13 protein-coding genes and 1 tRNA gene are annotated in these 15,938 nt (G+C 38.7%); 10 read left to right on the top strand and 4 right to left on the bottom strand.

Annotated elements, in window-relative coordinates:
* Positions 1 to 99: 99 nt before the first annotated feature.
* The 5 genes from QF042_RS08650 to QF042_RS08630 all read left to right on the top strand — a co-directional run bounded on the left by QF042_RS08650 (position 100) and on the right by QF042_RS08630 (position 6,378).
* Positions 100 to 1,449, top strand: a complete 1,350-nt coding sequence (locus tag QF042_RS08650) for a M28 family metallopeptidase (protein WP_307527280.1) — start codon at positions 100 to 102, stop codon at positions 1,447 to 1,449.
* A gap of 45 nt (positions 1,450 to 1,494) precedes the next feature.
* The gene (locus QF042_RS08645; protein ID WP_307527278.1) at positions 1,495 to 1,968 is read left to right on the top strand and encodes a TspO/MBR family protein; all 474 of its coding nucleotides are present in this window, start codon (positions 1,495 to 1,497) and stop codon (positions 1,966 to 1,968) included.
* Positions 1,969 to 2,017: 49 nt separating this feature from the next.
* On the top strand, positions 2,018 to 4,315 hold the full coding sequence (locus QF042_RS08640; RefSeq protein WP_307527276.1) for a patatin-like phospholipase family protein: 2,298 nt from the start codon (positions 2,018 to 2,020) through the stop codon (positions 4,313 to 4,315).
* Positions 4,312 to 4,842: a hypothetical protein gene (locus QF042_RS08635; protein ID WP_307527274.1), complete on the top strand. Its 531-nt coding sequence runs from the start codon at positions 4,312 to 4,314 to the stop codon at positions 4,840 to 4,842. Before QF042_RS08640 ends, QF042_RS08635 begins: the two co-directional genes overlap by 4 nt.
* Before the next feature lie 966 nt (positions 4,843 to 5,808).
* Positions 5,809 to 6,378: a 2'-5' RNA ligase family protein gene (locus QF042_RS08630; RefSeq protein ID WP_307527273.1), complete on the top strand. Its 570-nt coding sequence runs from the start codon at positions 5,809 to 5,811 to the stop codon at positions 6,376 to 6,378.
* Here the strand turns inward: QF042_RS08630 and QF042_RS08625 are convergent, their stop codons facing one another.
* Positions 6,379 to 8,811 carry a BamA/TamA family outer membrane protein gene (locus QF042_RS08625; protein ID WP_307527271.1) on the bottom strand — a complete coding sequence of 811 codons (2,433 nt, stop codon included), beginning with the start codon at positions 8,809 to 8,811 and terminating at the stop codon, positions 6,379 to 6,381.
* On the opposite strand from QF042_RS08625, the gene QF042_RS08620 reads away from it, so the two are divergent.
* From QF042_RS08620 to QF042_RS08605, 4 genes are all read left to right on the top strand, one after another.
* The gene (locus tag QF042_RS08620; RefSeq protein WP_307527269.1) at positions 8,796 to 9,542 is read left to right on the top strand and encodes an RNA methyltransferase; all 747 of its coding nucleotides are present in this window, start codon (positions 8,796 to 8,798) and stop codon (positions 9,540 to 9,542) included. The two genes, QF042_RS08625 and QF042_RS08620, sit on opposite strands and share 16 nt — an antisense overlap.
* A gap of 59 nt (positions 9,543 to 9,601) precedes the next feature.
* Positions 9,602 to 9,675 (top strand) — tRNA-Cys (locus tag QF042_RS08615).
* A gap of 34 nt (positions 9,676 to 9,709) precedes the next feature.
* Complete coding sequence (locus tag QF042_RS08610) at positions 9,710 to 9,880, top strand: spore protein (RefSeq protein WP_307527266.1); 171 nt, start codon at positions 9,710 to 9,712, stop codon at positions 9,878 to 9,880.
* A gap of 223 nt (positions 9,881 to 10,103) precedes the next feature.
* Positions 10,104 to 10,793 carry a DNA alkylation repair protein gene (locus tag QF042_RS08605; protein ID WP_307527264.1) on the top strand — a complete coding sequence of 230 codons (690 nt, stop codon included), beginning with the start codon at positions 10,104 to 10,106 and terminating at the stop codon, positions 10,791 to 10,793.
* A gap of 288 nt (positions 10,794 to 11,081) precedes the next feature.
* Here the strand turns inward: QF042_RS08605 and QF042_RS08600 are convergent, their stop codons facing one another.
* The 3 genes from QF042_RS08600 to QF042_RS08590 form a co-directional block, all read right to left on the bottom strand.
* Positions 11,082 to 12,110, bottom strand: a complete 1,029-nt coding sequence (locus QF042_RS08600) for a quinone-dependent dihydroorotate dehydrogenase (protein ID WP_307527262.1) — start codon at positions 12,108 to 12,110, stop codon at positions 11,082 to 11,084.
* A gap of 267 nt (positions 12,111 to 12,377) precedes the next feature.
* The gene (locus QF042_RS08595) at positions 12,378 to 13,028 is read right to left on the bottom strand and encodes an NAD(P)-dependent oxidoreductase (RefSeq protein WP_307527260.1); all 651 of its coding nucleotides are present in this window, start codon (positions 13,026 to 13,028) and stop codon (positions 12,378 to 12,380) included.
* Between the two features lie 72 nt (positions 13,029 to 13,100).
* Entirely contained in the window at positions 13,101 to 13,511 is a 411-nt protein-coding gene (locus tag QF042_RS08590) for an Rrf2 family transcriptional regulator (protein ID WP_307527258.1), read from the bottom strand.
* 295 nt (positions 13,512 to 13,806) lie between these two features.
* On the opposite strand from QF042_RS08590, the gene QF042_RS08585 reads away from it, so the two are divergent.
* Positions 13,807 to 15,714: an ABC-F family ATP-binding cassette domain-containing protein gene (locus QF042_RS08585; protein WP_307527256.1), complete on the top strand. Its 1,908-nt coding sequence runs from the start codon at positions 13,807 to 13,809 to the stop codon at positions 15,712 to 15,714.
* The last annotated feature ends 224 nt before the right edge of the window (positions 15,715 to 15,938 follow it).

Below are 15,938 nucleotides of genomic sequence, written 5' to 3'. Positions count from 1 at the left end.
CCAAAATGTTACAAGGGATTAGGTTTTAGCTGTCCATATTCAAGGAATCATTCAATATATTCGCTTTAAATAAAATCATCATTTCTGAAAAACCGACAGATGAAAAAAATCTACACACCCCTACTTTTTGTTGCCATAAGTTTATCTCTACAGGCTCAGGTTGTTGTTAACCGAAATCAGGATATTGATAAAATGGTTAAGGCCGTAAACCAGGATTCGCTAAAATCATATATCAGTAAAATGGTATCTTTTGGAACAAGAAATACACTTAGTGATATTAGAAGTAAAACAAAAGGAATTGGAGCCGCCAGAAATTGGGTGGTGAATAAGTTTAATCAATTTGCCAAGCAAAGCGATGGCAGGCTTACCGCATACCTGGATACCACTACATTTAAACCTGATGGCAAAAGAATAGACCAGCCTACACTTTTGGGCAATGCTGTAGCTATACTAAAAGGTACTGACGCAAACGACAAACGCGTTTATGTGGTGAGCGGGCACCTCGATAGCCGTGTTACTGATGTAATGAACAGAACCAGTGATGCACCCGGCGCCAATGATGATGGCAGTGGTGTTGCTGGTGTAATTGAGGCTGCAAGGATTATGAGTCAGTATAAATTTCCTGCAACAATAATTTTTGTCGCTGTGAGCGGTGAAGAACAATCTTTATTAGGCTCTGGTTTTATGGCCGCAAAAGCAAAAAAAGAAAACTGGAATGTAGATGCCATGTTAAACAATGATATGATTGGAAGCAACAACAGTAGCGAAACACAAATCATCGACAATACCAGGCTACGCGTATTTAGTGAGGGTTTACCTGGCTTCGATCTGGATAAAAATGCAAAGAGCATCCGTCAGTTTGGTTTAGAGAACGATGGTAAAAGCCGTCAGTTGGCTCGATACGTTAAAGAAATAGGCGAGCGTTATGTAGATCAGTTAGAAGTTAAATTAATTTATAGAAACGACAGGTTTCTCCGCGGCGGAGACCATACTCCATTTGTAGAAAATGGATTTACCGCGGTGCGCATCACTGAAATGAACGAAAACTTCGATCACCAGCACCAGGACCTTAGAACGGAGAAAGGCATTAGGTATGGTGACTTACAGGAATTTATGGATTTCGAATATTTGCGTAAAAATACAGGCGTAAATATTGCGGTGTTGGCCAATCTGGCTAAAGCTCCCTCAAGCCCAACCGAAGTAAAAGTTGATGTAAAAAACCTGAGCAACTCTACTTTTTTATACTGGAAGGCACCCCTTAATGGTACAGTAAAGGGTTATTATGTTTTAATGCGCGAAACCAGTAGCGCTGTTTGGGAAAAGAAATTTTTTACTTCAGCTACTGAATTAAGATTGCCTTACAGTAAAGACAATTATTTATTTGCCGTTCAAAGTATCGGAAATGATGGCAATGAGAGCTTGCCTGTAGTGCCAGGTATTGGCAGATAATAAAAACATTTACGATTTGCCGTTGTTTAAACTCAAATTTAGCGCATGAAATTTAAACCTGTAGCTTTTATTATTAATATAGCCATCACACTGGGGGTTGGTGCTTTAGGAGGATGGGCAACCGCTCAATCTGTTAAAACCTGGTATCCAACACTAAACAAACCATCCTTTAATCCACCAAACTGGCTTTTTGCACCTGTTTGGACTACACTTTACATACTTATTGGCATTGCTGCTTATCTCGTTTGGATAAAACGTGATAAAATTGTTCATTTCCCGCGAACAGTTGCCATTTACCTGATCCAGTTAATTTTAAATTTAGGCTGGTCATTCATTTTCTTTTATCTGCATGAGATAGGTTTTGCCCTGGCCGAAATTATTTTACTGTTGATTATCATTGTCATCAATGCATCCATGTTCTATAAAATAAACAAATGGGCGGGTTTAATATTTATTCCCTACTTCCTTTGGGTAACTTTTGCATCATTTTTAACCTACAACATTTTCATATTGAACTAATTTTAAAAGAAAACACCTATTTTTAGATGTGGTAACTTTTAAAAGATTTTTGCTGATCCTCTTCGTTCTGTACTGTAACCAATTGCAGGCGCAAAAGGTAGGCCTTGTGTTTAGCGGCGGCGGTGCAAAAGGATTGGCGCACATTGGTACTTTAAAGGCTTTAGAAGAAAACCATATCCCTATAGATTACATTACCGGCACATCCATGGGCGGCATTGTTGGCGCCATGTATGCCGCAGGTTATAGCCCCGCACAGATAGAGAAAATTGCACTAAGCAACGACTTCCAAAATTGGGTAAACGGGCGGTATACCAGCGATTACACCTATTATTTTCAGAAAAATGCACCCAATGCTTCCATGCTTACGGCAAAAGTGGCTATTGATACGGGGTTTCATTTTAGTTTCCGATCTAACCTGATTAATGATATTCCATTAAATTTTGCTTTTCTTGAGCTTTTTTCACAGGCTTCTGCCGTTTCTAAAGACAATTTCGACAATCTTTTTGTTCCCTATCGCTGTATGGTTGCAGATGTGCTTTCGCAAAAAAGTATTACAGTAAGCAAGGGAAGTTTAGCCGAAGCGGTAAGGGCAACCATGACGGTTCCGATTATTTACCGGCCCATTAAATTAGACGGAAAATATGTTTTTGACGGTGGACTGTATAATAATTTCCCTGCCGATGTAATGGAAAGAGACTTTAAACCCGATTTTGTAATCGGCGCCAATGTTTCTTCTAAAACTTATAACGAATACCCTAAAAACATCGACGATCGTTTAATGAACCGCTTTTTGGTATACATGTTTCTATCCAAATCAGACTCTACCATGATTGGAAAAAATGGCGTATACATCCAACCCAATGTAGCCACGTATAGTGTAACTAATTTTGCTCCGGTAGCAGAACTGATCAAAAAAGGCTACGATGCTACGATGGCCGATATGCCAAGAATTAAGGCCCTGATTAGCAAAAGAGTGAGCGATGAAGAACTGGCAGAAAGAAGGGAAAAATTTAATGCAAGAAAACCAGATCTAAAATTTAGCAACATCATCGTAACAGGTGTAAACAGCCAGCAGAAGAAATATGTAGAAAGGCTTTTTAAAAGCGACAAAAGCACTTTCGACCTGCAGGATATCAGGCGCGGTTATTACAAACTGGTTGCCGATCAGACTTTCGAAACCGTGTATCCTAAAATTTCTTATCAAGCTGCAACTGATAGTTATACTTTTGAGGTGGTGGCACAGCCGAAAAAGAGCTTTAAACTCGAATTAGGCGGCAATATCTCCACAAGGCCCATCAGCAATGTTTTTTTGGGCGCCCAGTACAATTACCTCAACCGAAAATCGTATACTTTTGGAACCAGTTTTTACTCTGGCCGTTTTTATGAATCGGTACAGGTGAATGGCCGGGTAGATTACCCAACCAGGCTCCCCTTATTTGTCGCCGCCGAGTTAACCTATAATCACTGGAATTTTTATAATACCAGCCAGATATTTATCGAAAACCCACGCCCTATTTACATCGAACAATCAGACCGGAAAATTGATCTCATGATGGGCATGCCCTTAAATTACAATACCAAAATTGTCCTCCACGCTACATTTATCAATAACAATGACCGTTACAGCCCTAATAATACTTTTGCCGTAGGCGATTTATTAGATCAAACCATATTTAATGGTTTCAGAGGCTCGTTAAACCTTGAAAAAAATTCGTTAAACCGAAAACAATATGCGAATAGAGGTCAAAGCTTTTCGTTAAGTTTTAATTATACTACCGGTCGCGAAAATTATAATCCAGGTAATATTTTCCGCAACACCGCAGGTTTTGTGAAAATTCCGGGCAGTAGCCAACTTCACCAATGGGGCAGCATTAAGCTTACTCAGGAAAACTATTTTTTACACCTAAAAAAATATACATTGGGTTATATTGTTGAAGGCGTTATTTCAAACCAGCCGTTATTTAGCAACTATTACGCAACACTTTTAACTGCTCCGGCCTTTTACCCCCTGCAAGATAGCCGCTCGCTGTTTCTGGATAAGTTTAGAGCAACAACCTATGCAGCTGGTGGCATCAAAAACATTTATAATGTTAAAAAAAATCTTGATTTTAGATTAGAAGGTTATTTATTTTTGCCACATAAAGAGTTCGAGCTGAATAATTTTCAGGATGTAGATTATGCCAAGGCTATTACAAAAATACGTTATGCGGGCACTGCAGGTTTGGTTTATCACTCACCGCTCGGTCCCGTAAGTTTAAGTTATAATTTATATAACGACGCGGTTAAAAGAAATGGTGTATTATTGCATATCGGTTATTTAATTTACAATAAACGTTCTATCGAATGAAACGAATCTTACTCATGCTTTCACTGTGTTTAATCGGGCTTTTCAGCGCTGCACAAACCGCAGCAATCAATAATTTTCTGGTAAAAGAGAATTTGCTTAAAAACAATAAACTGGCCATTATAGCGGCCGATTCGCTAAATAACCCCAACGAAAATATTAACGGAACCTATACCTTTAGCGTAAGTGGTTTTACACAGGTACTAAAATTTAATGATGGCATAGCCGTGCTACCTTTACCAATCGATAAATCTACCTTCGTTTATATTAAACATCAAAACGACTCTGGCACGCACAGTAAACTGGTGTATGTGTACAAAAAAGATACTGATTTAAGCCCATATGCCATAAATAGTTTATGGCTTTTCATTATTCCTATTGTACTGATTATTATTGCCTTTGCTTTTCGCAAACTGATCATATTTGTGGTAATAGTATTTTTGGTATTTGTATACTTTAATCATAGCAATGGCTTAAATATTTCTACCTTTTTCGAAAGTATATTTGACGGTTTAAAGAACCTCGTCTGATTTTCCTAACTAAAATCGTCATTGCGAGGAGGAACGACGAAGCAATCTTACTACTAGAAGCAATCTTACTACTATGGGTTGAACTTCGCAAAATAAATAAGACAATCCTAGCGATCGCTTTAAGATTGCTTCGTGCCTCGCAATGACGGCAAGTTCATTTAAATTCATGCCTTGTGTTTTTTTTTGAAAAGCAATACCTGTGGTGCTTCGGTTAAACCAGTCCCGCCCTTTGCTTAATCACGATAAAATTATAACGATAAAAAAATCACTTTAAATCGGGATAACGCTGTCGGTCAGGTTTATTTTGGTCAGTTCCTTTGCAAAAATCGTCATTGCGAGGCTGGACAAGCGCGTGCCGAAGCAATCTTATTCCATAAATTCTATTATTTTTTTTGAAAAGCAATACCTGTGGTGCTTCGGTTATACCAGTCCCGCCCTTTGCTTAATCCCGATTGATAAATCGGTAAATAAAATAGTCCTCAAATCGGGATAACGCTGTCGTCACCCGCCTGCAACGGGCAGGGGTTTATTTTGGTCAGTTCCTTTGCAAAAATCGTCATTGCGAGGCTGGACAAGCGCGTGCCGAAGCAATCTGTCTCTATAAATTCTCTTATTTTTTAGAAAAGCAATACCTGTGGTGCTTCGGTTAAACCAGTCCCGCCCTTTGCTTAATCCCGATATAAATAAAACGAGACTAAAGAATTCACCTCAAATCGGGATAACGCTGTCGCCCGCCTGCAACGGGCAGGGGTTTATTTTACCACAGATAGCAGCACTGTCTGTGCCCCCTAAACCCGATCGAAGCGGGATGCCGATTTTTCATCGGCAGAAGCGGGAGCGGGACTACAATAACCCAAATGCTACTATAGCTGCTTTCCGAAAAAGAAAATCTAATTCAACCTAGCGCAACATTGACAATCTGCATAACTCATTTTTATTTACTAATATTTTTAGTAAATTTACTTTATGGAAAATTTATATTTAGTGTGCTTAGTTCCTCCTGTTTCAATTGCAGAAGACATCGACGAGATCAGAACATACATTTCAGCGAAATTTAATGTGCACGAGTCATTAAAACGCCCTGCGCACATCACCTTGTACCCTCCAATAAAACTATCCTCCTTAGCAGCCGAAAAAAGATTTTTTAAAGTGCTTGAGAATGCCGCTTTCAGTGTGCCATTTATACAGGTGCTCAGAAACTTCAATTCATTTCCGGAGCATACCTTTTATCTCGATGTTGAACAAAATGAGGGGTTAATGACGCTGGAAAAACAGATCACTAAAGCATTACAACCATTAAAATTGCTGGAGAAAAAAGAAAAATTTAATCCACATTTAACTTTGGCGTTCAGGGATGTAAAACCACCCATTTTCAAACAGATTGCTGCCGAATTTAAAGACCGGAAATTTAAACGCGAATTCCCCGTTTCATCCTTTTCTGTTTACAAACACATGGATAAAAGATGGCAACCCTTTAAAGAATTCTCTTTTAAAGATCCCGAAACAAAACCTAAAACATTAAGCCTTTTCGATTAATTAGAATGGCATGCCAATACCAAAGTTGTATTGTATAAAACGATAGGTATCAGGCCCGTGTGTGGAGTTATAACTATCTTTAAAATCTCTCGACCCGGTTAAAAATTTGCTGATTACCCATTGGTCTGATCCCACAAACTGAGGGTCTTTAAGTTTCAATCCAACATCAAACCTGAAAACAAAATACTGCACATCGTACCTTAAACCAATACCTGTACCAATAGCAATTTGCTTAGCCAGTTTACTAAGCTTAAACACGGTTAATTCATCCAACTCAGGGTTTTCAAGTGTAATCGACTCACCTCTGCGGATATTCCAGATATTACCGGCATCAACAAAGGCGGCTCCTTTTAAAGTTGCCCCGAAAAATTTCCGGGCAAGTGTAAACCTATATTCGAAATTAGTTTCAATCCGTAAAGTACCCAACTGATCTAGTCCAAAAACTGCCTTTCGTACTTCATCACTTGCAAGCACCTGTCTGTTATAATTACCAGGTCCAATCGTTCTGGCCTGCCAGGCCCTCAAGCCGTTTGATCCACCGGCGAAAAATTGCTTTTCGAAAGGAATACCAGTTAAAACTGAATTACCGTAAGCATAGGCTATTCCGGTATTTAAGCGGGCAATAAATTGCCTTTCGCCACCCAAATGTTTATACCACCTGATATCTACCTCTGGCCTGGTGTACTGATTAAAAGGCAAGCCTAGTATCTTTGCCGGGTCGTTGTTGGCCGGGTCATGCTTAGCGCCCGTGAGCTTAGATATACCTTGCAACATATTGCCTGCAATATCCATTCCTGCCCTTAAATAAACAAAAGTTCTCAGCTGGTTTAACTTATCGCCATTAAGCGTGTAAGTATATTTCATCCCCAGTGTTAAATCTTTACGATCGAGCAGCGAAGAATAATAAAGATTATTAAACCTGGTAACTGCATCCACTTTTGAAGTATCGAGATTACCAAAACGATACTCAAAATTTAAGGGGGTAAAAGAGTGTAACTTAGATTTTGTTTCAAACCAATCGTAAGTAATGGAGTTGATAAAAATCCTCCTTACCGAAACATCTTTTTGTAAGGCATAAATGTAACTCGTTGCAAAGGTAGTGTGCGGCATCCCGTTGCCCCCTAAAACAGGGTTGTAGAAAGGGATCATCAATCTGGGTACCGAAATACTGGCACTGATGGAAAAATCGCGCTGATAAATATCACTGAAAACCTTGGCCCCGTTACCAATACGCGATTGCAAACCACCTTTTACCTGAAGTTCAAATCGTTCTGCTCCTCTGAAAATATTATTATTGGTATAGGTATTTCCGAGGGTAAACCCAACGGTACCTCCATTAAACGGTATCTCGCCTTCCACGCGGTTACTCATTACCTTTTGAGGAGTGAGCAAAATAATCGCATTGATTTTATTTGAGGTGCTATCCCTTCTGAAATAATCGATCTTTACATTTTTAAAAACATTGAGCTCATATAAGCGATCGTAAGTGAGGTTTTCATTCCGGATATCATAAAGATCACCTTGCTTCAGAAAATCGTAACGAACGATCGGATTACGCCTGTAACGTTTAGAGAAATCGGTATAAATAATCCCATTTAGGGTATCTTTGCTTAATTTATACCTTGCCGAATCGGGCAAACCATCAGGATTTGGCGCTATTAACAAATGTGTGTAACCAATATTAAACTGCTTATGCGGACCATTTGCAGGATCGGTTACATTAAGATTTAAATCTATTTTGTTGGTCTTAGAGTTTGCTTCGGCACCATATACATCAAAATTTACATAGGGTCTTAAGAAATAGAAATATCCGTTTTCTTTCATAATTCGATAAATCTGCTCCCTTTCATAAGTTAAAGAGTCTTCATCGTACTGCATTCCCTTGTGTAAATGCGTTATTTTAGCCTTATTCGATTCGTAAAGGTTTCTAATATTTACATTTGGTATCGAATCGGAAAGTTTCTCAATAAAATAAGCAGGCCCGGGTTTAGCATTGAATACAATTTCGGCTTTTTTATCTGCAATCTTTATAGCAGAAGTTACTTCGGCCTGGCGATAGCCCTTACTTTTTAAAAATTTCTGTATCTGTGTTCTGGAAATTTCGACCAATGTGCTATCTAAAATAGCCGGTGGCGTACCAAATGGCTTAATATCACTGGTTTTATACCGACCATCTTTTGTATTAAACAAATTGTACAAAGGCACGTTGATACTCAGCTTCGATGCTGGCCTGATATCTTTCTGGACATAATTGTAAGCCTGCTCTTCAAATTTAGCATCAATACTATCGATAGTTACCTTTTTCACTATCGATTGATAGTCGGCAATGTACTTAGTTGATGAGCAGGCCTGAATTAAAACAATAATAAATAGTAATATTGCAGTGCTTTTCAGTTTAATACTTATTGAGTTTTGGTATGCTTTCAAAATCACAGATTAGTTTTATAAAGTCGTTACATCAAAAAAAATACCGTAAAGAACATGGTTTATTTATTGTTGAAGGTATAAAATCCATAAAAGAATTTTTTCAATCAAGCTACCAGATTCATACTATATTTTACAACAGCGAACAATACAATTTGTTACCCAAATTGCCTGCAAATATAAACTTATTTGAAGTAAAGAACGCCGAATTAGATAAGATTAGTACGCTGCAAACGCCACAAGGCTTTTTAGCGCTCGTTCATATCCCCAAAAATAAGGCGTTAGTGCTAAATGAGCTAAAAAATCAGTTCACTTTGGTTTTAGATGGTGTTCAGGATCCAGGCAACATGGGCACCATTATCCGTACGGCAGATTGGTTTGGCTTTAAAGATATCATCTGCTCTGCCGACTGTGTAGAAATATTTAATCCAAAAACCGTACAGGCCACCATGGGTTCTTTAGCACGGGTAAATATTTACGAAGCCGATCTGCCAGTATTTTTGGAGAAAAATACCATCCCTGTATTTGGGGCATTGTTAGATGGCGAATCGATTTACAAAACGCAATGGGGAACTGAGGGATTAGTGGTTTTAGGCAATGAAGGAAAGGGAATATCGGCAGAAGTGATCAAAAAAATAAATAAGCCAGTAACCATTCCGAGAATTGGGGAAGCCGAATCGTTAAATGTGGCAGTAAGCGCGGCAATCTTTTGTGCTGAGTTAGTGCGAGTTCGAAATTAAATTGAGATATTATTTGCGGGCTAACTAATAATTGCTATTTTTGCAGCCTTGAATTTAAGGGTCGAGTGGCCGAGTGGCTAGGCAGAGGTCTGCAAAACCTTCTACAGCGGTTCGAATCCGCTCTCGACCTCCATTTGTACAAATAAAATAATTAAAAGGTTATTACCATGGCAGTTACCAGATTAAAAAGAAAAGACAGAAGAAATAAAAATACGGCTCACCAAGAGGTAGCATTTTTAAAGAGAGCAACTAACATCGAGTTAGGAAGCCGCTCTGCACAACCTAAAAAAGATCAATTAGCTAAAAACAATGCTGTTTTAGCTGCTTTGGCAAAATAGTTTTTAGAAATTTCTTCTTAAAGAATTTAAAGCATCCTTCTGATCAAAGGATGCTTTTTTTTATGCGTTAGTATTTTTGATGATCACAGTATTTATTGTAATTCTAAGCCTCTTTTCTAATTCAATCGTCATGCTGAACTTGTTTCAGCATCTTTCCTGCAAGATAGGCCCTGAAATAAATTCAGGGTGACGACGTATGCTAACAACCTAAAATCTTAACTTTATGCTATTAGATTTACGAAGACACATGAATCTTAAAGAAACTCTTTCAAAACTAGAATCGCTCCGCGAAGAGAAAGTTCGCGCCATGCACATTAAGAACGGCGCCAGAGCAAACATTTTTGGCGTTAAAATGGGCGACATCAGGGCAATTGCCAAAAAGATCAAAACCGATCATGAACTTGCACTTCAACTCTGGGAAACTGAAAATATTGATGCCCGACTGCTGGCCATCTTAATCCTTAAGCCAAAAGCGCTATCTGCAGAACAGATTGAGCAAATGGTAGCTTCAGAAAATTTTACCTGGGCAGCTGACTGGTTTTACAATTACATTGTTAAAGAATACCCTAACAAGGAACAATTCAGGGAAAAATGGATGAATTCAGGAAATATTATGCTGGCCCGTGCAGGCTGGAGCCTAACCAGCGGACATATAATCAGGGAACCTGAAGGAATAGACATCCCGGCAATTCTTGATCGGATTGAAAAAGAAATGCCTGAAGCAGCACCAGAAATCCAATGGACGATGAATACCGCATTGGCTCAGATTGGCATTAACCACACTGACTATAGAGAAAGAGCCTTGGCCATTGGCGAAAAACTTGGCATTTACCGCGATTATCCTGTTTCTAAAGGCTGTACTTCTCCATTTGCACCGATCTGGATTAATGAAATGGTAAGCCGGCAGAAGTAGTTAGTTAGCCCGTAACGCAATATGTTTTCGATTAGTAAAGGTTTCGACTGGCTATCAATAGAATGGTCGTCATCTCGACTGTAGTGCAGCGAAATGGAGAGATCTTTGTACCAAGTTTTGAGATCAAATTTAAAAGATCTCTCCACTACGGTCGAGATGACGATTCATTGTAAACCTGTCATCCAGCACAGCCCATGGAATGCTGACATTCATTTCCAAAAAGCTAAAAACATTATTTATATTGATTTATGAAATAAATTAATCCTCACATCAGGGTGACGACTATATTTAAACCAGCTCTTTACAGATATTTTTGATCAACCCTGGCCCCTCATATATAAAACCGGTATACAGTTGAACCAAAGATGCTCCAGCATCTAATTTCTCTTTAGCATCTTTTGCTGAGTGTATTCCGCCTACGCCGATAATTGGAAATGCTTTGTTCGATTTCTCTGAAAGATAACGAATTACTTCAGTTGAGCGTTCTTTAACAGGTCTACCACTTAAACCACCAGTTTGGGCAATCAGGCCTTTTTCTGTAGCTAAATTTTCTCTACTAATGGTTGTATTGGTGGCGATAATGCCTGCAATTTTAGTTTCCGCCACAATTTCAATGATATCATCCAATTGTGCATCAGTTAAATCAGGAGCAATTTTTAATAAAATCGGGCGTGAAACATCGTTTTTACGGTTGCGCTGTTGCAAGGTATTGAGAATTTTCTTCAGGGGCTCTTTTTCTTGAAGTTCGCGTAAGCCTGGGGTATTTGGAGAACTTACATTTACCACAAAATAATCTACCACATCAAAAAGGCGGTCGAAACATTTAATGTAATCGCTTACGGCATCTTCATTTGGTGTAGCCTTGTTTTTACCGATATTTCCACCTACCACAATATCAGGATGTTTATCTTTTAACAAGCGCAAACGTTCGGCCATTACATCTACCCCCTTATTGTTAAAGCCCATTCGGTTGATTAAGGCTTCATCATTAGGTAAGCGGAACATCCGGGGTTTATCATTTCCAGGCTGAGGCATTGGTGTTACCGTCCCCACTTCGATAAATCCGAAGCCTAAATTACTGAGTGGCTCCACATATTCACCGTTTTTATCAAATCCAGCAGCCAAGCCAACAGGATTTCTAAATTTTATACCAAAAACCTCGCGTTCTAAACCTTTAATATGTACATCGAAGCTGCTACGGATAATGGTTTTACCAAGCGGAAATTTATCATTAAACCATTTTAACCGCTTAACTACAAAATAATGTACGTTTTCAGGGTCAAATTTGAAGAATATTGGTTTAATAAGGCGATACATGCCACGAAGATAAGAACTTAATGGGAAAAAGGAAAATGGAACAGTCTTCAGTTATTAATTTTCAGTTACTAATGACAGATACTAAAAATCGGCGTCATCTCGACCGAAGCAACGCGAAGTGGAGAGATGACGATTTATCTTAACCCTGTCATCAACTCCTTTGTTTTAGTGTTTAGGCTAAAAAACTGATCTCTACTAATGACCAGTGAACCAATGGCCAATGAACCAGTGAACTAATGAACCATCTAACTGCCCCATCCTACATTTCTAGTAAGCTGCTGTAAACTGCTCCTGGTGATGTGCATTATTTTCCAGCTCATCGGCGATAACGATAGCTAAATCTTCTACCGATAGAATAGAATGGCCTTCCTCGTTAAAAACCGGACTTGTTTTACCCAAACGGTATTTCCCGGTACGGCCAGTGGTGATGCCTTGATGCATCTCAATTGCCGGGCTAAAAAACAACCAATCTAATTCCTTTTCCTCTTTTAGTATATTAAAATAATCTCTTACTGCTGTTGCACCCGGCTTGTATTCGGCAGGAAAATTCGTCCCATCTACGATTTGGTGACCATCAATCTGCAGAGTACCTGCTCCACCTATAAAAATGTAACGTTTAACGCCCGATGCTTTTACAGCAGCCTGAATGGCTTTTGCTCCCTCTACGGTATCATTATATAAATTAGGGTTGGTCCAGCCTGCATTAAAAGCACTTACTACGGCATCAGCACCTTTTAAAACTGCTGCTAATTTTTCTGTGTCCAAAACATCTACAGCGATTTTACTCACAAGATCGTTGTTATTTTCAATTTTAGTGAGATCGCGCGCAATGGCGATTACTTCATTTCCACGACTTACTAATTCGTTTAAAATGGCTTTGCCTACAAATCCTGAGGCTCCTATTAATGCTACTTTCATGTTATTTAATTTTTAAATTGATTAATTTATTTAAATTGTAATATTTTTTATTACAGTTATATTCAAAATTTTTTATTTAAAACCTGCGCTAAAATCTTTCAATGTTTTAGCAGATAAATTTTTAACTAAAGCGGTTTCGGCTTCATCATATAAATCAGTGAGGTGTTTCGTAATCTGTTTACCCACCGGGCAATCAGGATTGGGTTCATTTCTGCTTTCGCCTAACAGGCTTTTTTGTTTAACAGCTCTATACACATCACCCAGGTTAATATCGGCAGCGTTTTTCGCTAATGTAGAGCCGCCTCCCTTCCCTTCCTTGCTTTGCACAAAACCATACTTATGCAGGTTGGCCAGTTCCTTTCTTACCAAAACGGGATTACAGTTAATACTTCCGGCAATGTATTCTGAATTCAATAGCTGCCCCTTCACCTGATCGAGGAGTGTAAGAATGTGAAGCGATATAGAAAAATGACTGCTATTCATACTGTAATTATTTTTATTACAGAACAAATGTATGAAAAATATAAATTGTGCTGAAAATTTAAAATCATTTAACCCTTTACTGACAATTCTAATATTAAGTTTTACAATCTAACCATTAGCGTTTGTGCAGAATAGCCTATCAGATAAAGCATTAATAAGCTATAAAACAGCCCAGAAAATACTTTTGTTTTAAAACAACACTAATTTTTAAGGCACTTCACAGGAAACTACCTCAATTTCCTATTTGACTTTCTATCTGAAAAAAGCCTTTAAATTTCGTACTTTTGCAGCCGAAATGATTTCAATAAATAATTTAACCTTCCTGATTGGCTCAAGGGCCTTGTACGATGACGCGAACTGGCACATAAAACCTGGCGACAGAGCTGGTTTAATCGGTGCCAACGGAACAGGAAAATCAACACTTTTAAAAATAATTGTAGGCGAGTATGCACCGAGTTCGGGTACCGTTTCCATGTCTAAAGACCTGAAAATTGGCTACTTAAACCAGGATTTACTTTCTTACGATTCGCACCATAGCATTTTGCATGTGGCCATGGAAGCTTTTGAGCGCCAAAACCAATTACACGATGAGATTGAAGAACTGCTTAAAAAGATCGAAACTGATTATAGCGAAGAGGTTTTATTTAAATTAAGCGATAAACAGCAAGAGTTTGAAGCCTTAGATGGCTATAACATCGAGTATAGGGCAAACGAAATTTTGGCTGGTTTAGGTTTCAGTACTGCAGATCAATTACGCCCGTTAAATACCTTCTCAGGGGGTTGGCGTATGCGTGTAATGCTGGCGAAAATCTTATTGCAAACGCCTGATATCTTATTACTGGATGAGCCTACCAACCACATGGATTTACCTTCCATTAAATGGTTGGAAAACTATTTAATGGGTTTTGAAGGGGCAATCGTAATTGTATCTCATGATAGGTATTTCTTAGATAAAATTGTAAACCGTACGGTTGAATCGCGCAAAGGAAAACTAAACGTATATGCTGGTAATTACAGTTTCTATGTGGAAGAAAAAGCTTTACGTGGAGAGATCCAAAAAGGGGAATTTAAAAACCAACAGGCTAAAATTAAACAGGAAGAGCGTTTAATTGAGCGTTTTAAAGCGAAAGCGAGCAAAGCTAAAATGGCACAATCGCGCATGAAAGCTTTAGATAAAATGGAGCGTGTTGATGATGTTGATGATGATAACCCAACCGTAAATTTTGCTTTCAAATTCTCTAAACCATCTGGCCGGCATGTGGTGCGCATCGAACACGCCACAAAAAGCTACCCGAATGTGCATATTTTAGATGATGCTGAAGGTGTAATTGAAAAAGGCGATAAAATTGCCTTAATCGGTGCGAATGGTAAGGGTAAATCCACTTTATTGAGGATGATTGCCGGAGCCGAAAAATTTGAAGGTTTCTGTGAAACTGGTCATAACGTAACCACCACTTTCTTTGCGCAGCACCAATTAGAATCGCTGCACTTAAACAATTCTATTTTAGAAGAACTGCAGGCCTTTGCGCCAAAACATTCCGATACCGAATTGCGTAGCATTTTAGGTTGTTTCCTTTTTACCGGTGATGATGTTTTCAAAAAGATCAAAGTGCTTTCGGGAGGAGAAAAATCACGTGTGGCCCTGGCTAAATCGTTAACTACAGATTCAAATTTCTTGATACTGGATGAGCCGACCAATCACTTGGATATCCAATCGGTAAACATCCTGATCCAGGCATTGCAACAGTTTGACGGTACTTTTATAGCTGTATCTCACGATAGGTATTTCTTAGATAATGTGGCCAACAAAATCTGGTTTATCGAAGGCGGAAAAATTAAACAATACCCTGGTTCTTATGCCGAATATGAAGAATGGAATAGCAAAAGGGTAATTCCTGTGGCTAAACCTATCCCGGTTAAAATGCCTGAAAAACAAAAGGAAGAGCCAAAAGCAGTTACGCCAAATACGGCCAACCAATTAAAAAAGCTGAACGACGAACTGCAAAAAACAGAAAAACTGATTACCGAACTGGAGCAGCAGGTTAAAAACATTGAAGCAGAATTGGCAGATGAAAATGTTTATGCCAAAGCGGATAAATTGGCAGAAGCCAACAAACGTTATTTAGCCACTAAACATGAGTTAGACAATAGCCAAAATAAATGGGAAAGTTTAGCTGCTGAGATTATGGAACTGGAAGGTTAGTTTTAACCTAGATTAAAGATATTAAGGCCGCAGATAATTCTGTGGCCTTTTTTTTTGCCACGGAAGCGCAGAAACACGGAAACAGATCAAAGCGCGTCACCCTGAACCGAGCCTTAGCGAGCTCACCGAAGGTAATTTATTTCAGGGTCTTTAATGTGCAGCCTGATGTTACCATCTGGCTTTGTTTATGAATTCATCATTTAGTGTCAGATAGTAATATCTGA

It is taken from the genome of Pedobacter sp. W3I1 (assembly GCF_030816015.1).
Lineage (GTDB): Bacteria > Bacteroidota > Bacteroidia > Sphingobacteriales > Sphingobacteriaceae > Pedobacter.
The sequence above is the reverse complement of the archived record's forward strand: the minus strand, read 5'-3'. Positions and strand labels throughout refer to the sequence as shown.